The 17,729-nt window shown below is 45.2% G+C and carries 12 protein-coding genes; 10 read left to right on the forward strand and 2 right to left on the reverse strand.

Annotated features, from left to right (window positions below):
* Positions 1 to 455: 455 nt before the first annotated feature.
* A complete protein-coding gene (locus tag RCH91_RS05770) occupies positions 456 to 752 on the reverse strand; it encodes a hypothetical protein (RefSeq protein WP_306533659.1) in 297 nt (98 codons plus the stop codon).
* 59 nt (positions 753 to 811) lie between these two features.
* Here RCH91_RS05770 and RCH91_RS05775 point away from each other — a divergent pair, with 59 nt between their 5' ends.
* Positions 812 to 1,084: a hypothetical protein gene (locus RCH91_RS05775; RefSeq protein WP_306533660.1), complete on the forward strand. Its 273-nt coding sequence runs from the start codon at positions 812 to 814 to the stop codon at positions 1,082 to 1,084.
* Here the strand turns inward: RCH91_RS05775 and RCH91_RS05780 are convergent.
* Positions 1,071 to 1,304 carry a hypothetical protein gene (locus tag RCH91_RS05780; protein WP_306533661.1) on the reverse strand — a complete coding sequence of 78 codons (234 nt, stop codon included), beginning with the start codon at positions 1,302 to 1,304 and terminating at the stop codon, positions 1,071 to 1,073. The genes RCH91_RS05775 and RCH91_RS05780 overlap by 14 nt on opposite strands.
* Before the next feature lie 171 nt (positions 1,305 to 1,475).
* On the opposite strand from RCH91_RS05780, the gene RCH91_RS05785 reads away from it, so the two are divergent.
* From RCH91_RS05785 to RCH91_RS05820, 9 genes are read left to right on the forward strand one after another with little or no spacing between them, the layout of a single operon-like run.
* Positions 1,476 to 6,680: a DEAD/DEAH box helicase gene (locus RCH91_RS05785; RefSeq protein ID WP_306533662.1), complete on the forward strand. Its 5,205-nt coding sequence runs from the start codon at positions 1,476 to 1,478 to the stop codon at positions 6,678 to 6,680.
* On the forward strand, positions 6,677 to 9,517 hold the full coding sequence (locus RCH91_RS05790; protein WP_306533663.1) for a helicase-related protein: 2,841 nt from the start codon (positions 6,677 to 6,679) through the stop codon (positions 9,515 to 9,517). Before RCH91_RS05785 ends, RCH91_RS05790 begins: the two co-directional genes overlap by 4 nt.
* Before the next feature lie 12 nt (positions 9,518 to 9,529).
* Positions 9,530 to 13,417, forward strand: coding sequence for an Eco57I restriction-modification methylase domain-containing protein (locus RCH91_RS05795; protein ID WP_306533664.1), 3,888 nt, complete (start codon positions 9,530 to 9,532; stop codon positions 13,415 to 13,417).
* A 25-nt stretch (positions 13,418 to 13,442) separates the two neighbouring features.
* Positions 13,443 to 13,850 carry a hypothetical protein gene (locus RCH91_RS05800; protein ID WP_306533665.1) on the forward strand — a complete coding sequence of 136 codons (408 nt, stop codon included), beginning with the start codon at positions 13,443 to 13,445 and terminating at the stop codon, positions 13,848 to 13,850.
* Between the two features lie 21 nt (positions 13,851 to 13,871).
* The gene (locus RCH91_RS05805) at positions 13,872 to 14,693 is read left to right on the forward strand and encodes a hypothetical protein (protein ID WP_306533666.1); all 822 of its coding nucleotides are present in this window, start codon (positions 13,872 to 13,874) and stop codon (positions 14,691 to 14,693) included.
* 3 nt (positions 14,694 to 14,696) lie between these two features.
* Positions 14,697 to 14,852, forward strand: coding sequence for a Trm112 family protein (locus tag RCH91_RS21420; protein WP_373694368.1), 156 nt, complete (start codon positions 14,697 to 14,699; stop codon positions 14,850 to 14,852).
* A 1-nt stretch (position 14,853) separates the two neighbouring features.
* On the forward strand, positions 14,854 to 15,429 hold the full coding sequence (locus tag RCH91_RS05810; protein ID WP_306533667.1) for a thermonuclease family protein: 576 nt from the start codon (positions 14,854 to 14,856) through the stop codon (positions 15,427 to 15,429).
* Positions 15,426 to 15,701: an integration host factor subunit alpha gene (locus RCH91_RS05815; protein WP_306533668.1), complete on the forward strand. Its 276-nt coding sequence runs from the start codon at positions 15,426 to 15,428 to the stop codon at positions 15,699 to 15,701. The genes RCH91_RS05810 and RCH91_RS05815 overlap by 4 nt, the downstream gene beginning before the upstream one ends.
* A gap of 14 nt (positions 15,702 to 15,715) precedes the next feature.
* Complete coding sequence (locus RCH91_RS05820; RefSeq protein WP_306533669.1) at positions 15,716 to 17,728, forward strand: hypothetical protein; 2,013 nt, start codon at positions 15,716 to 15,718, stop codon at positions 17,726 to 17,728.
* The last annotated feature ends 1 nt before the right edge of the window (position 17,729 follow it).

Below are 17,729 nucleotides of genomic sequence, written 5' to 3' on the forward strand. Positions count from 1 at the left end.
TTTTACAGCAAACCCATAATTCATCTATTGACCTCTTTACATCAAGAAGCTGTATCACCCTTCTTTCCAACTCTCTCCAATCCAGAAATACATCTTTCCGCTTCGTACTGGCTACGGTGCGTCGATATGGAAGCGAAATTTATTCGTTTTCGAAGATTTCGGCACTTCACTATATCGGTAAATCGTAATCGAGTCGTAGTACCGGTTTAATCTTTGTTTTCTGCTACCGGTTCTTCGTTTAATTGTTTCTGCCCATCGGCGTCGTTAATAATGTTAATAGTAAACGAACCGATGACATTCGCTATCTTACTGCAACCGGCATAAAAACTTACCACCAGCGTGGCAGTACATAAAATCAGCATTAGTTCAATTTCGTTCAGGATGTCCTCCTTTTTTTGTTTAATGAAATCGTTCAGGGTACCCAATATATAATTCGCCCATGTTCTGATTTGAGGTCAAGTCTGCATCGCTTCGTTGTAGCAACGGTATTCATACCGGTTGGGACCAATTGTAATCACTGCATCAATCCGGGCATCACAGAAAAATTCCAGTTCCTGAAACCTTTCAGACACGTATTCCGCAAGCGCCGTGTTGATTTCTTCGACAGAAAAGTACGTCGGTAAACATTTAACAAAATCTTCCGTGCAAACATTTTCAGCCCACTCGCGGAACTCCGCTCTCTCCGGTTCCGGCAACCGGGGTGAAAGGATATCCTTCAGCGTTGCTTTTCTTCCTGGTACTGACAAATCCATGCTACCTCCCTTTTGTAATATGCTTTATTATAGCATAATATTATCACAGGATTTCAGAAATGTCAGCAAGATATTTTAAGCTAAATGCCAAGTTTTACAGGGTATTATTGCTTGATACATCTGGAATGATGGCGGATTTTCTGGTGGAAGGATATCGAAAGATGGCGAATAAAGTTTACAGAAACGACAAATGCCCCCGGAATAAATCCGACGGCATTCAGGATGGAGAGTTTGGTTTGTGGTTTAGCATTTCCGACAATTCACTTGTCGATGTCGGATATTCAAATTCACGTCAACGGGTCTTTGACGTGCAACGAATCAAAGGTCCTTGATATCGCCTTTGGCAATAAACTGCTCTAAATAGGCATCCAATGCCCTACGGACTATTTCGCTTTCTGAGTACCCAAATTTGCTTTGCATCTGACGGAGAAGTGAATCAATTCTTGGTGGTGCAATAACACGAAGCAATCTACTTTCTGCCGGCGAAGCTTTCAAGTCTGCCGGGTCCTTCTTTGGCGGTCTTCCACGGCGCTTCGGAATGCTGATTTCCATAATGACTTCCTTTATATTTAATATAGCTCTAAATTATCCTTAAATATGCTATATGTCAACGGGGTTTCCTTGACTTACCTGGGTTAAAAATGTATTTTAACGTCGCCGTTTTATTGACTTATACACCGTAATTTTAATGAGTTGCCAAAACACTGCATTGCTGGGGGGCAAATGAATGTTTTTGATTTCCGTGACCGCGTAATCGGCGAGTACGAGGCATTTTCGAGGAGTTTTTCCAAGTTCCACGCAAAAGATATTAAGACTTTTGTTGATGCAATCTACGAGGGTCAGCACTTTTGTCCTTCCCCCCTTATTCAACTCAACCCAAGCTTTGTCCCCGGCAGAACTGTTGAACAACTCGTCTCAGAAAAAATCCTCGATTCCGAATGCACCAAAATATTCAGAATAGGCAAGGATTCTGAAAACCTTGGTTTCACCCTTCCTTTGCATAAACATCAAGATGAAGCTATCGGCATCGCCCAACGCGGGGACAGCTACGTTCTGACAACTGGAACTGGTTCCGGCAAGTCGTTGAGTTATTTTATCCCTATTGTTGACGCTATATTGAAGGAAAAGAAGGCTGGAAGCGAAGGCAAGCGGATAAGGGCAATCATTATTTATCCGATGAATGCTCTCTGCAACAGCCAGCTTGAAGAACTCGAAAAGTTCCTTTGTCTTGGTTATGGCAAGAACCAACAACCAGTGACCTTCGGACGGTATACCGGTCAGGAAAAAGAAGAAGAGCGTCAGGCTATGGCAATTAATCCGCCAGATATTATCCTGACAAACTTTATGATGCTTGAACTGCTTATGACACGGCAGAACGACTTGGATAAAGCTATCGTTCGTGCTGCCGTGGGACTTCGATTCCTGGTGCTTGACGAACTTCATACTTACCGTGGACGGCAAGGTGCAGACGTAGCCATATTGGTTCGTCGTGTTCGTCAGGCTTTCAATGCTGACCTTCTTTGCGTTGGTACTTCCGCAACAATGGCCTCCGATGGGGATGCTTCAGACCGAAAGGCGAAAGTATCCGAAGTGGCCGGGCGATTATTCGGTGCAGAGGTCCGACCTGAGAACGTAATTACGGAAACTCTGCAACAGGTCACGCCCGATAATGTTGAACTCGATGAGGCTAAACTCAAATCGGCCATTGAACAAGGGATTCCAGAATCCGCTAATTATGACAAGCTTCGCCAGCATCCAATTTCGGTCTGGGTTGAACTGAACCTTGGATTAGCAAAAGAAGCCGGCAAGTGGGTTCGGGCAATTCCAAAAACAATTAATGATGCCGCCTTGATACTGTCTGAAAAAACTGGAATCAATGAAACTGTTTGCCGGGATTACTTGACCCGATTTCTTTTGCTTTCATATAACACCCGAAATGAAAGCGGTAAGAGCCTGTTTGCATTCCGACTTCACCAATTTGTGTCTGGTGCGGGAGACCTATTTACAACTTTGGAATCACCGGGCACGCGATATCTGTCTGTTGACGGCCAATTATTCAAGCCTGGCGACCGAACCAAGAAACTGTTTAATACGGTTTATTGCCGTGAGTGCGGGCAGGAATACCATCCTGTATGGGGAAACGTTCAAGCGCAGACTATCCAAACAATTGAACCAAGAAATCTCGATGAAAAAACACATGAAGACGAAGATGTAAGACACGGATTCTTTATGCCGGATACGACCGGCAAATGGGACGATACTGTCAATGAAGACAACTATCCCGAAGACTGGATTGAATACCACCGGGACAATCCCCGCTTAAAAGCTTCTTTTAGGGGTTATCAGCCGAAATTCTTGAAGGTGAATACCCTTGGGCAATCCGTTGAAGACGGGATGCGTGGTTGGTATATACCTGGAAATTTTCGTTTTTGCCTTAACCCGGAGTGTCGAGTTGTATATGACGGTTCTACCCGTAGCGATATAGCCAAACTTTCCAGCCTTGGAACCGAAGGCAGAAGTTCTTCCACAACTATCCTGACCATATCTGCAATGCGGTATCTGTTAAGCAGTGATTCGGAATTGTCAGCTCGCGCAAAGAAGCTTCTTGGCTTTTCCGATAACCGCCAGGATGCTTCCCTTCAGGCAGGTCACTTCAACGATTTCGTTCAAATCCTTCTCCTTCGCGGGGCGCTTCTCGCAGCCGTCCAAACATCCCCGACTGGATTCCTTACTGACGATGTACTTACTCAAGCGGTATTCAGCCGGTTGAATCTGGACAAAGTTGATTTTATGGCGAACTCGGATGCACCGCCATTTATTCAAATTCGGGTTGAACAGACCCTGCGTGATTTACTTGGTTATCGTTTGTATTTCGACCTTCGCCGAGGTTGGCGAATCATGAATCCCAACCTTGAACAATTGGGACTTTTGAAAATTGACTATCTGTATCTGGATGAGCTTTGTGCCCAGAATTGCTATTGGGAGAACGCACACCCACTTCTTGCTTCCGCTTCACCTGAAAAGCGAAAAGAGGTCGCTGTCGAACTTCTTGATACCCTTCGCCGGTCGCTGTGCATTAAAACGACATATCTCGACCGCTACAAGCAAGAGCAGATGCGGAATGCCAGTTTTACTGACCTCAAAGAACCGTGGGGATTGGCAGAGGACGATAAGCTATTTGAAGGGTGTTATATGCTCCCTGAAACCCGTCCGGCAAACGAAACACCAATGAACCGTGATTATCGGGCTATTTACCTGTCTTCACGCTCTAAATTTGGGAAGTATCTTCGTAAGCCATCAACATGGGGTAATAATCCGTCCTACCCCGAGAAGTTCAAGCAAGATGACTATGATAAGTTGATGAAAAGCTTGTTTGAAGTCCTGAACGGAATAATTGAACCTCTTGAAGCAAATAAAAAGCAGGCTTATGTCCTGAATGCGGCTGCCTTAAAATGGGTGGTAGCTGATTCAATCCCTTCAGGGAAGAAGAAGAGCGACAACAAATTTTTCGCAGACCTGTACCTTAATGTTGCCGCCATGCTTCAAGACAAAAACAGATTACTGCACCAGCTTGAAGCCCGTGAGCATACCGCACAGGTTGAATCCGAAGAACGCGAAAAGCGTGAAGATGCATTCCGAAGCGCCAAACTACCAGTTATGTTCTGCTCTCCAACTATGGAGCTTGGCGTCGATATATCCGAACTGAATACGGTCTACATGCGTAACGTTCCGCCTACGCCGGCAAACTATGCACAACGTAGTGGGCGCGCCGGGCGAAGCGGACAGCCCGCACTGGTAATCACTTACTGTGCGGCAAAAAGCCCTCATGACCAGTATTTCTTTGCTTCTCCAATACGGATGGTTTCAGGAAGTGTTTCGCCTCCGACTCTTGACCTGGCGAATGAAGACCTTATCAAAAGTCATTTGCATTCAGTCTGGCTGTCTGAAACTGGTCAGCGTCTGGAAAGCTCCGTAAATGGGATGTTGGCGCTTGAGCAGAAAGGGCTTCCAATTCTGCCGAGCATTGAAAGTTCAATGGATGTGGCAAGTGTCCGGGAACGAACCCTTGCGCGCGGGACAACAATTCTCTCCATGTTGAAAGATGAATTGACCCCAGAGCTTGCTCCCTGGTTTAAAGGTGACTGGCTTGAAAGGGTGATTCGTTCTGCTTTCCTATCCTTCAACCAGTCACTTGAACGTTGGCGAACCCTTTATTTAGCTACTGTCCGGCAACTGAACGCAAGCCATGCTATTCAGATGAATGCTGCCGCCACGGAAAAGGAGCGGAAGGAAGCAAAGCTTCGATACAACGAAGCAAGAACTCAGCAGGAATTATTGTTGAAAACAGGTTCAACAATGACTTCCGACTTTTATACCTACCGCTATCTTGCCAGCCAAGGATTCTTGCCTGGTTACAACTTCCCACGCTTGCCGTTACTGGCGTTCATTCCGGCAAGACGAGAAAAAGTTGGGCGGGATGCTTTCCTCTCTCGTTCCCGATTTCTTGCATTATCAGAATTTGGGCCATTGAGCCTGATTTACCATGAAGGGAGTCAATATCGTGTCCGCAAGGTCATTGTTGGCGTCAGGGACGATGATGCTGCAAGTGGTAACGGATTACCTGTCAGGGCAGCACGAATATGTCCCTTGTGTGGTTATGGTCATTTTGGGACACAATTAGACGACGAACGCTGTAATTCCTGTGACGCTCGGATTGATGGTGGAACGCTTCTGCCGAACCTCTACCGGGTTGAAAACGTCAGTACCCGGCGGGCTAACCGAATCACTTCTGACGAAGAAGAGCGCATGCGACTTGGATACGAAACGCAAACCACTATCCAGTATGCACAAGAGAACGGGGCGTTGCAGGTTATCAAGACTGTATTCAGTGAAGGCGGGAAAGATATTCTCCGGCTGTATTATGGTCCGGCAGCAACGGTATGGAGAATTAACCTGGGGTGGCGTAGACGCAAGAACAAGTCCATTTATGGTTTCAATATCAATCCTAATACTGGTGTATGGAGCAAAGATATCCAGGCACCAGACGACGTTGACGATGCGACAACTGACGAAAATGCTGATGCGGTTCAGCGTATAATCCCATATGTAGAAGACCGCAGAAACGTCCTGGTTATATTCCCGGAAGACCAATTAGATGAAGTGGCAATAACCACACTTCAATACATTATCAAGCGGGGCATCGAAGGAACATTCCAATTAGAAGAAAGCGAACTGATGGCAGAACCATTGCCATCAAAGGATGTTCGCAATGCTATCCTGTTCTATGAATCAGCAGAAGGTGGAGCTGGAGTTCTGACCCGGTTGGCAAACGACCTTAATGCCCTGAAACGGGTAGTCACCAAAGGTCTTGAAATGTGCCATTACGCTTCTACAACCGGGCGGTGGAATCCAGATTCCATTGAAAACACCCATACTGACTGTGAAGCGGGTTGCTACCGGTGCCTTCTGAGCTATTACAACCAGCCTGAACATGACAATATCGACCGCAGAAGACCCGATGTTATCGAGCTTCTGTGCAAATTGACCCGCGCCGAAGGGCGAAAAGGAACCGAAGGGCGTTCAGCAGAAAATCATTACGACGAGCTTCTTCGGTTATCAGGCAGTAGCCTGGAAAAAGCTTGGCTGAAACATCTTCATATAAAGGGCTACAACCTTCCTGACCGCGCCCAGATTCTTCTGGAACAATTCAATACCCGCCCGGATTTTGCTTATAGCAAATCACAATCTGTGGTTTACATCGACGGGCCTCACCATGAGCAAGAACCACGCAAAAATCTGGATGCGACAATAACCGCCAACCTTAATGACGCGGGCATCACAGTCATACGGTTTCCCAAAGAACAAGAAACATGGGAATCAATCATTTCAAAATATCCTGATTTATTCGGTAACGGAGAAGCTTCGTGACAATTCAATATCAACCTGGAAGTCTCGTCCGGGCAAGAGGCCGTGAGTGGGTCGTATTGCCCGAACAGAGAGAGGACGTTTTGCGTCTGCGTCCACTCGGCGGGAGCGACGAAGATTCCACCATAATTTACCTTCCATTGGAAAAGCGACAACCTGAACCGGCTACCTTCTTGCCACCTGACCCAGCAAAGGGTGGTAGCCAGGCAGCAGGATTACTTCTTCGTGATTCGTTGCGCCTAAAACTTCGTGCTGGGGCTGGTCCCTTCAGAAGCTTTGGTAATCTTGCTGTTGAGCCTCGTGGATACCAGTTAGTTCCGCTATTAATGGCTATGAAGCAGGATACCATTCGTCTTCTGATTGCTGATGATGTAGGTATCGGGAAGACTATCGAAGCAGCATTGATTGCCCGCGAGCTTCTCGACCGTGGCGAGATATTAGGCTTTGCGGTCTTATGTCCTCCGCATCTTTGCGAACAGTGGCAATCCGAACTGCTTACTAAATTCAATATCCAGAGCGAAGTCGTCAGAACCGGAACCGCAAGCCGTCTTGAACGTGGGCTTCCTGCAGGGAAGTCCATTTTTGATGTGTATCCGGTTACCATCATAAGCCTGGATTACATTAAGTCGGATAAGCGCCGGGACGAATTCCAGCGGGCATGTCCTGAATTCGTTATCGTTGAAGAAGCACACTCCTGCGTTAATGTTGGAACTGGAAGCAGGCATAAACGGTTCCAGTTGTTGCGTGGCCTTGCTGACAATACTGACCGGCACATGGTCTTCCTGACGGCAACTCCTCATAGTGGTAATGACGAAGCCTTCTACAACATGCTTGGCTTACTCCGCCCAGACTTCAAGACGTTGAAAGACCTGGTTGGCAATCCGCGTGACCGACTCCGGGAACAGCTTGCTGACTATTTCGTGCAACGTCGTCGTCCTGATATTGCGGAGTGGAAAGACAATACAGTATTCCCTGACCGCCAGACCAAGGAGCAGACCTATTCACTTACTGGTGACTGGGGAAAGCTCTTTGCCGAGGTGCTTGTCTACGCACGTCAAATGGTCGAAAAGTCCGAAGGTATGGGATTACTGCAACAGAGAATGAACTGGTGGGCAGCGCTTGCACTACTGCGGTGCATAAGTTCGAGTCCGGCTGCCGCCAGTGTTGCCCTACGAACCCGCTTGAAAGCTGTAACGGGCGAAACTGAACAACAACAGGCTGCTGAACTTGACGAAATCAGCGCCAGTATTGTCCTTGATGGTGACGGTGAAGACATATTTTCAATGGACGAAACCGTTCCTGGTGCAATTAGCGAACTGACTGCAAATAACCAGGAAGATTACAATCTCCTTGTAGAGCTTGCTCATAAGGCTGATGAACTCCGTGGGGCTTCCAAGGACCCGAAACTTTTCGCCCTGGTCAACCAATTAAAAGACCTGGTCAAAGAGGGATTTTATCCAGTTGTTTTCTGCCGATATATAGCAACGGCCCATTATGTTGCAGAACATCTCAAAGCAGTTTTCACCGGTAAAGACATGGTTGTTATGGCTGTAACGGGGGAACTAACTTCCGAGGAACGACATGAAAAGATTGCCGAAACAAAGGATTTTGACCACCGTATTCTTGTAGCAACCGATTGTCTTTCGGAAGGTATAAACCTTCAAGACCTGTTTACTGCAGTCATTCATTATGACCTGAGTTGGAATCCAACCCGCCATGAACAACGTGAAGGCCGAGTTGACCGGTTCGGGCAAAGAGCCAAGGTTGTCCGTGCAATAATGCTCTATGGTGACAACAACCCCATTGACGGGGCAGTTCTACAGGTAATTCTCCGTAAGGCTGAACGGATACGGAAAGAACTCGGCGTGTCTGTTCCTCTCCCTTCTGATACCAATAAAATCATGCAAGCCGTTATGGAAGCTGTCTTGATGCGTAAAGGTCAGACTTCTGAAACACGTCAGATGACTTTTGATTTTGGTGACGTAGAACGGAATGTGGATGCTGCCTGGGAAAGTGCCCGTGAGAAAGCAACGGAAAGCCGGACTATTTTTGCACAGCGCCGGCTTAAACCTGATGAAGTTCTCCCTGAATGGCAGAAAGCTATAACAGCCCTTGGTGGGGTTGATGATGTGCAACGGTTTGTTTCAGTGGCCGCACAACGGCTTAATGCGCCACTTGAATCAATGAAAGGGTATTTTCGGTTTCCAATCCAGTTTTTGCCGGTGGCGTTAAGGGAACAGTTGGAATTATCCGGTATCAAAGGAACGGTAAAAATCTCTTTCCAATACCCGGAACTGTCTGCTGTAGAACATGTCCACCGGACTCATCCTATTGTTATCGCATTATCGGACTATGTTGCTGAAAAAGCTCTTGCCGAGGAAATGCCTGAATTGGCGGCAAGGTGCGGGGCCATTTTTACAGACAAAGTTTCAAAACGAACCACCATTTATCTTCTCCGTTTGCGTAGTCAGCTCTCCATGAAACGTAAGGCTGAAGAGAAGATAATGCTTTCCGAAGAGTGTCTTGCTTTAACGGTTTCTGGCACTTCCGACCTGGTTGTAATGACTGAGCCGGATGCCCTTGTCCTTATGTCCTCGGAACCTACCAGGAATATGGATGTAGGCCAGAAAAGCCGTCTGATTACAGAAGCGGTTGACGCCTTATCAAGCCTTCAAGGTGATTTCAATTCAATCGCGGAAACAAGGGCGAAAATGTTGCTTGAAGACCATAAACGTGTCCGTGTTGCCAGCGACGCACGGGGGATACGTTATGATGTCAGACCGTGTCTGCCGGTAGACGTGGTTGGAATTTATGTTCTGATGCCTGTAGTGGCATTTTAGCCAGGAGCGACAATGAGAAAACGGACTGAACATGGCTTTGTCGCACTGAGATTGGAAGGCGGAATTCTCCCCGCAGAATTTTTCCAAAAGGTTGCTGCGCTTACTGCCAAAAAACAGAAAAATTCCGATTACCGGCTTGCCAAGGGTCTTAACATAAGAGACGAGATTGGTCGTGGCTGGCGTATTGCTGTGGCTGAATGGCAGGAATACCAAGAACACCGGATTCGAACCGGTGCCGACCAGAACGAAATCGGTATTATGCGTTGGCTTACAAGCTTGCTCAAGCAGGTTTTGGGATTTGAAGATTTGAATGCGTCAGACCGTATCTTCCACGCCGAGCGTAGCTTTCCGATTAACTACCGTGGCGAGAGCAATATAGTCCCTATGGTGCTTGCCACATACGATTACCAGTTGGATAAAGGTCATGTTCTATTCGGTGAAGATGGTCGCAAACGTTCACCACACGGGCTATTGCAAGAATACCTGAATGCTGATGAATCATGCCTGTGGGGATTGGTCAGTAATGGCTTAAAAATCCGCCTTCTGAGGGACAATCCGAGCCTGTCCCGTCCTGCCTTTATTGAAGCAGACCTGGAAAGAATCTTTGAGGAAGAACTATTTGCTGACTTCGCGGCCATGTGGCTTATTTTTCACGCCAGCCGTTTTGGTTCAGTAGATGGTGTGCCTGAACATTGTCCGTTGGAGGATTGGCGTGAAGAGGCCCAGGTTGTTGGTGAACGTGCCCTTACAGACCTTCGTAAAGGTGTAACTCAAGCCCTCCGTGAATTGGGCAATGGCTTTGTTCAGTTTCCTGGTAACACGGAACTGCGAACCGCTATTCAAGATGGAAGCTTTACCCCGATGGAGATGTACCAAGAACTGTTGAGGCTCGTCTATCGGTTTATATTTCTTTTTACCGCAGAAGACCGGGACATACTCAACACACCAGACGGAAGCGATTCTGCGAAAGTCATCTATCAAGACGGATATAGTATTACCCAGCTTCGAGAACTGGCACTGAAACGCCACAACTACGATACATTTCCTGACCGATGGGAAGGCTTGCAGGTTGTTTTCACCGGGCTTTCACAAGGCGCAGAAGCAATACGTCTCCCAGCATTGGGTGGTCTGTTTGCCGAAGAACAATGCCCCTGGATTGATTCGGCACTGATTGACAATAATCGCCTACTGAAAGCTATCTATAATCTGAGCTTCTTCCGCACGGGTGAGGTTCTTGCGCGAATCAATTATCATGACATGGACACGGAAGAACTCGGAAGTGTCTATGAAAGCCTTCTGGAATTGCATCCACAGGTGAATGTGACAAATCTGCCGTGGAGCTTCACGTTTGCTGGGGATGATACCGGTGAGGGTGTCAGCGGTTCAGAACGAAAACTATCTGGTAGCTATTACACCCCGGATTGCCTGGTTCAGGAATTGATAAAGAGTGCCCTTGAACCGGTCATATCAAAGACTATCGCCGAGAACTCGACAGACCCCGCCGGAGCCTTGTTAAAGCTCAAGATAATTGACCCAGCTTGCGGGTCTGGTCATTTCCTTTTGGCGGCATCTCGTCGCATGGCCGCCGAACTCGCACGCCTGGAAGCAGATACGAACCAACCTGATGAAGCCTTATACCGACACTGCATGCGACTTGTTGTGCAGAAATGTATCTATGGGGTTGACCTGAATCCAATGGCGGTTGAATTGTGCAAAACTGCACTGTGGTTGGAAACGATTGAACCTGGTATGCCACTTGGTTTCCTGGACAATCATATCCGATGTGGCAACTCGCTGGTTGGCGTCCGTGACCCGAAGATTATGGAAGATGGAATTCCTGACGCAGCCTTCAAGGCGTTATCTGGTGATGATGCCGACATAGTGAAGGAATTGAAAAAACAGAATAAGGCTACTGGTAAGGCAGTTCAGGGTGATTTGTTTTCTGGAACCGCCTTTGCTCTTGCTGTAACTCCATCTGCGGTTATCGATGATATGCCGGAAGATACAATTACCGACATTACCGCAAAGAAGGAAGCATACATAAAGGCACAAGAAGACAATACACAACGCCGTATGGCAAATATCTATACGGCAGCGTTCTTTGCTTCAAAGACACGTGAAAACCGCGATAGTGTTCCATTAACGGAGGACTTGAACCGATTACGTCAAGGACTTGTGCCAAAAGACAAATCACTTCAATACGCACGGGAGCTTTCATCTACATTCCGCTTCTTTCACTGGTATCTTGAATTTCCCAAAGCCTTCACCAAAGGTGGATTTGATGTTGTGCTTGGGAACCCGCCTTGGGAGCGAATCAAACTACAAGAAGAAGAGTTTTTCGCGCCCAGAAGCCCTGAAATTGCCAAAGCTTCAAACAAGGCAGCACGTGAACGTTTAATAAATATGCTGGTAGCACCGGAAGCAACTTTATCCGAAAAATCGTTACATAAGGAATTTCTCGATACGCGTCGTGGTGCGGAAGCAACCAGTGAATTCGTTAGAAATGCAGGATTGTTTCCCCTTACTGGGGTAGGTGATGTAAACACATATGCCCTATTTGCAGAATTATCCTTGAGAATAGTTGCTCCTGTGGGACGGGCAGGAATCATTGTTCCTTCTGGGATTGCGACTGACGATAGCACTAAAGCTTTTTTTGATGAAATTTCCGGTAAAGAGCGGTTAGTAAGCTTATTTGACTTTGAAAACCGTGAAGCACTTTTCAAAGGAGTTCACCGCAGTTACAAATTTTGCTTACTAACGCTTGGAACTGACATAAATATTTCATCATTTTGCTGTTTTGCTGGAAACATATCTCATCTTTCTGATTCGCGCCGTCGATTCAGTTTGACTGGCGAAGATATTCGGCTTCTTAATCCAAACACTCGCACTTGTCCTATCTTTCGAAGTCAAACAGATGCAGAACTAACTAAAAAGATTTATAGACGTGTCCCAGTATTAATGGATGAAAGTAAAGGAGACAGTGGGAATCAGTGGGGTATTCGTTTCACGTCGCTATTTCACATGTCAAACGATAGCCATTTGTTCAAGTCATACCAACAAGTATCCGAAGCATTAAAAGCGAGTGAGCAAAGCCAATCCGATGAATATTGGTTACCTCTATACGAAGCTAAAATGGTTCACCATTTTGACCACCGATGGGCGACTTTTGATGAAAACGGCAAGGACTCTAACGATTTAACGGAAAGCGAAAAGAGCGACATAAGTTTTGAGCCATTACCGCGCTACTGGGTGCCGGAAATAGCCGTCACAGACCTATTAAGCAATGTGCATTGGTCAAGAAAATGGTTATTGGGTTTCCGGGGTATCGGTCGCTCAACTGACGAAAGAACAATAATCTCTTCAATTATTCCCATTTCTGGGGTTGGCAACAGCTTTCCTCTGTTAGTAATGAACCCCAAAATTTCTCCACAATGCGTTTGCGCTTTGGTTGCCAATCTTTCAGCTATTGTTTTTGACTTTGTTGCAAGATTTAAAGCTGGTGGCGCAAATCTAAACTTCTTTATTATTAAGCAACTTCCAGTCCTTCCTCCTTCAGCTTATACAGATGAAGCGTTAGAGTTTATTGTGCCTCGGGTTCTTGAACTGACATATACTTCCAACGCACTTCGTTGTTGGGCATCAGACCTTGGTTACGAGGGCGAACCATTCATCTGGGACACGGACCGACGTGCAATCCTACGCGCTGAATTGGACGCATTTTATGCAAAATTATATAATCTAACACTTGATGAGTTGCTCTATATACTGGACCCTGCAGATAACAACGGTGAAGATTATCCGAGTGAAACATTTCGAGTCCTTAAAGATAAGGAACTGCGAACATACGGTGAATATCGTACAAAGAAATTGATTCTAAAATCTTGGAATGAATGCAAATAAATAGCATTTAAGGAGATATCGGCTAATGCGACTCAGGATAGTTAAAGTTTCAGAGCCTCACTTGAAAATATGTATGGAGTATAGCGTTTGGGCAAGCGAAAAAGCTCGGTTCAAGTCATGGGAAATCGGGGACAGACTTCTTTTCACTATTGACAAACATATGGCTGCATTAGCAATTGTGTCGGGGGCATCATTTGAATCAATTGACGTACTCTGGGAATCGAATCTTTACCCATACCGGATACCATTGAAGTTTACGCATTTGGTTGCAGAAGATGGAAGATTGTCTGTGGCTGATAACATAAGAGATATTTTGATACGGAATTGGGGAAAAAATTATGGTTTCGGGATTTTACAGCAATTTGTCCTGGAAGGCCCAGATGCCGATGAAATCGTAGATAAATTCAATTCTATTCCAAATTTACTGAACTAAATATAAATCAAGGTTAACTGAATGCAAACAGGAAACTATTATAAAGCTGTTGGCAATGTTCATATGTCAGTAATTGCTAACATAGATATCCTTGGTTATAAATCTTTTGTTGAAAAACCAAACAGTCTGGAAGAAACAAAACTTTATCTTGATTTACTGAAAAATGCTGTAAATAAATCATTTGAATTTATAAGGGATAAAACTCCTGATTTTATTGAATATCGTGGGTGGGAGATAAAAGCATACACTGATAATATTTCAATTTGTTTTCCTGTAATTGAAGGAAATATCAACGGTTACAGTAGTTCCGTCTGCGCTTTAAACGCAATGCTGTATATGTTAGGACGTTTTCAAATTGAACTCATAAAAGAAGGTAGTTTCTTTGTAAGAGGGGCAATAGCAATTGATGAAGTGTATTCGGATGAAATTATCGTTTATGGTAAAGGGCTTCTGAAAGCTCATGAAGCAGAAGAAAATCTTGCAATCTTCCCAAGAATAATAATGGCTGAATCCGCCAAAATGCTTGTAGATGGACATATTCAGCAAGTCAAAGATACCGAAATTGAATATTACTTGCCTGAAATCCTTGGAGACTCTGACGGACAATATTTTGTTGATTATCTAAAAATACTTAACAATGATGATGAGCTTTCTGAAAATGACTTTTTACAAATACATAGGGATACAATTCTTCAAAAAATAGCTGAATACTCAGGGATTCCGCCAGTATTAAGGAAATTTCTGTGGGTGGTAAGCTATCATAATTATCATTGTAAGCGTAAGGGACTGGATGGATTAATTATAGATTCTGCTCCCTACGATTTCAGAGAACTGATGGGGTGACCAATGCCCGACTTGATTGAAGATTTTTTTGCATTCCTATATTCAACCAAAGATAGGAAAAATCCTACGGCTAATAATGGTGCTAATTGCCCTGCTTGTGGGGCTGAATTGGAATATGACGAAGAAAATGAAACAATGACATGCCCAAACTGTGACTGAAATGACTGGAACACGAAAATTGAACAGGTACTTACAACTTCTGGTGATGCTGGCTCTGCTTGCTTTAGCCATTCCATGCTTCGCGAGAGATATTCTCCGTACGATTGAAGGTACTGTTACCAAGGTTTCCGATGGTGACACAATCCACGTAACCGACAATTTTGGCACGAAGGTCAAGGTAAGGTTTTATGGCATTGATTGCCCTGAAACCGAAAAATCAAACAAAAAAACCCTGAAAGTAAGTAAGCCGGGGCAACCATACGGGGAAGAAGCATACGTAGCTTTACGTGGCAAAATTTACCGTAAGCATGTGCGCTTGGAAGTCACGGATATTGATAAATACAAGAGGACGGTAGGCATCGTCTGGTTAGGTAGTAGGAACATAAATCAGGAGATGGTCGCGGAAGGTTGGGCCTGGGCGTACCGCGATTATCTTGATAGTCCGTATGCCAGCGAATTTATCCGGCTGGAAGAGCAAGCCCGCGAACAGCGATTGGGGCTATGGCAACAGGCGAACCCTGAACCGCCCTGGGAATTCCGTCATAAATTAAAAGCGAAGGGTAAAAGAAGACGATGACAAAAGCTGATATTTTTGAAAAGGTTTCATCAAATTTGGGTTTATCCAAGAAGGAATCCGCCGAACTGGTGGAAGCAGTGTTTGCTTTGATAAAAAGCACGCTGGAATCCGGCGATAAGCTCAAGATTGCAGGTTTCGGGAACTTTGAGGTCAAGCAGAAGGCAGACCGTCGTGGTCGGAACCCGCAAACTGGCGAGACCATTACCATTGAAGCACGCAGGATATTGACCTTCAAGCCGAGTCAGGTTCTTAAAAGCGCAATAAATAAGTAGTCAAGGGGTGGTTGATGCAAGTTGATATCGTCGGAAGGGTCAATAATCTCGACCTGCCTATCACCAAGCCATTCATTCCCTTGCTGGAATGTTTGGTTAATTCTATCGACTCAATTGAGGACGGCGGAATCAAGGATGGGCGGATTGATATTTATATCGAACGCGATTTTCGTGAACAGACATTACCCAACACCGACGAAACCTTCCATGCCCCCATTAAGGATATTACAGTTACCGATAATGGTATCGGATTCAACGACAACAACGCCCGTACCTTCTTCCTGTCTGATTCAACAAAAAAAGCCATTCGTGGTAATAAAGGCATTGGACGATTTACCTGGCTGAAGGTATTTGAAAAAGCCCGCATCAAAAGTACCTATCCAGAAGGGGAAGCATGGTTTACCCGAAGCTTTGACTTCGTGAAAACAACCGATGGAATTGAAAATGAAGAAGTAAATGACGCAACAAGGAAACTTCGCACTACTACTGTTAAACTTCTTGACCTACAACCTGAATACCAGAAGGCATTCCCTAAACATCTTGAAACCATTGCTCATAAGATAATCGACCATTTGCTTATCCACTTTGTCAACGGAACATGCCCTCAAATACTGCTTTCTGACAACGCCAATTCTTCATTGAATGTGAATCAATTATTCGCCGAAGAAGCAAAATCAAGAGGACAGGAAGTTGATTGCCAAATCCGTGAGTTGAATTTCAAAATTACCTTCCTGCGTTATCAGTCCGGCGCAACAAAGCATCACACCATTTCGTATAGTGCTAACAAGCGGGAGGTCATTGAATGGAAAGCTGGCACTTCCGTTTCTGACTTCAAAGTTAAGTTTATCGACGATTCAGGGCAATCGTTTGTATTCAAGACCTATGTTTCCGGGAGTTATCTTGATTCCAAAGTCAATTCGGAGCGAACCAGTATTCAGTTCCTGCAAGACGGGGAGCTTGACTATCCACACGAAATTACCCGCGCTGAACTGGATGCGGCTGTAATCACTGCTTTGAAAAAGGTTGCTGAACCATTTATGACCGTATTGAAGAAAGAAAAGCGCCAATCAATAGAGCAGTTCGTAATAAATAAAGCCCCTCAGTTCAGGTTTATTCTGAATGACCGTTATCAAAAGCACCTTGAGAAAATATCCCCGAACCTGTCTGATGACCAACTTGATATTGAAATCTACAAGGCTCAACGTGATATTGAAATTGAGCACCGTCAAGAAGCGAGTAAAATCAATTCTCCACCTCCATTGACTCTTGATGGGGCCGAAGAATACAAGGCGCTTTATGAGCAATACCTTGAACAGGAAAATGAACTGGGCAAGGCGGCACTTGCCAAGTATGTCATTCATCGCAGAACAATTCTGGAAATGCTGGATAATGCCCTGAAAATCCAGGACAACGGCAAGTTTGTCTGTGAAGATATAGTTCATAATCTCATATATCCCATGCGAACAACTTCCGCCGACATTGAATTCTCAAAGCAAAATTTATGGGTGGTTGACGAGCGACTTGCCTATCACTGGTATCTTGCGTCCGACAAAACTTTGAGCAGTATTAAGGTTGCAGACGTTAAGGGTGGAGATGAGCCTGATATCGTGACATTCAATACACCGCGTGCATTTACGGAATCTAAAAGCCCTTATCAGTCCGTGGTAATCGTTGAATTCAAGCGTCCTGAACGGAACGAATATCCTGATAAAGATGAAGACCCGATTGACCAGATTTTGCGTTACGTCGATAAAATCAAGGAAGGAACGGCAAAGGATAAGGACGGTAAAACCTTTACCGTTGGAACCATTCCGTTCTACGCATATCTTCTTTGCAGCCTGACTCCGAAAATCAGAAAGATTGCCAGAAGCAGGGATTTCACCAGCATGCCTGATAATGAAGGATATTTTGCTTATCACAAGGAAGCTGGTTGCTATATCGAAATCATTTCATTCGATAAGGTTTTGAGTGATGCCAAGAAGCGAAACCGTGCTTTCTTTGAACATCTCCAAATTCCTTGCACCTGAC

Source organism: Geobacter sp. (assembly GCF_030834625.1).
GTDB lineage: Bacteria > Desulfobacterota > Desulfuromonadia > Geobacterales > Geobacteraceae > Geobacter.

Excerpts from the sequence above, each read along its gene's own strand:
- RCH91_RS05770 (WP_306533659.1), bottom strand. The coding sequence starts at position 752 with ATGGATTTGTCAGTACCAGGAAGAAAAGCAACGCTGAAGGATATCCTT.
- RCH91_RS05775 (WP_306533660.1), top strand. The coding sequence starts at position 812 with ATGTCAGCAAGATATTTTAAGCTAAATGCCAAGTTTTACAGGGTATTA.
- RCH91_RS05780 (WP_306533661.1), bottom strand. The coding sequence starts at position 1,304 with ATGGAAATCAGCATTCCGAAGCGCCGTGGAAGACCGCCAAAGAAGGAC.
- RCH91_RS05785 (WP_306533662.1), top strand. The coding sequence starts at position 1,476 with ATGAATGTTTTTGATTTCCGTGACCGCGTAATCGGCGAGTACGAGGCA.
- RCH91_RS05795 (WP_306533664.1), top strand. The coding sequence starts at position 9,530 with ATGAGAAAACGGACTGAACATGGCTTTGTCGCACTGAGATTGGAAGGC.
- RCH91_RS05800 (WP_306533665.1), top strand. The coding sequence starts at position 13,443 with ATGCGACTCAGGATAGTTAAAGTTTCAGAGCCTCACTTGAAAATATGT.
- RCH91_RS05805 (WP_306533666.1), top strand. The coding sequence starts at position 13,872 with ATGCAAACAGGAAACTATTATAAAGCTGTTGGCAATGTTCATATGTCA.
- RCH91_RS21420 (WP_373694368.1), top strand. The coding sequence starts at position 14,697 with ATGCCCGACTTGATTGAAGATTTTTTTGCATTCCTATATTCAACCAAA.
- RCH91_RS05810 (WP_306533667.1), top strand. The coding sequence starts at position 14,854 with ATGACTGGAACACGAAAATTGAACAGGTACTTACAACTTCTGGTGATG.
- RCH91_RS05815 (WP_306533668.1), top strand. The coding sequence starts at position 15,426 with ATGACAAAAGCTGATATTTTTGAAAAGGTTTCATCAAATTTGGGTTTA.
- RCH91_RS05820 (WP_306533669.1), top strand. The coding sequence starts at position 15,716 with ATGCAAGTTGATATCGTCGGAAGGGTCAATAATCTCGACCTGCCTATC.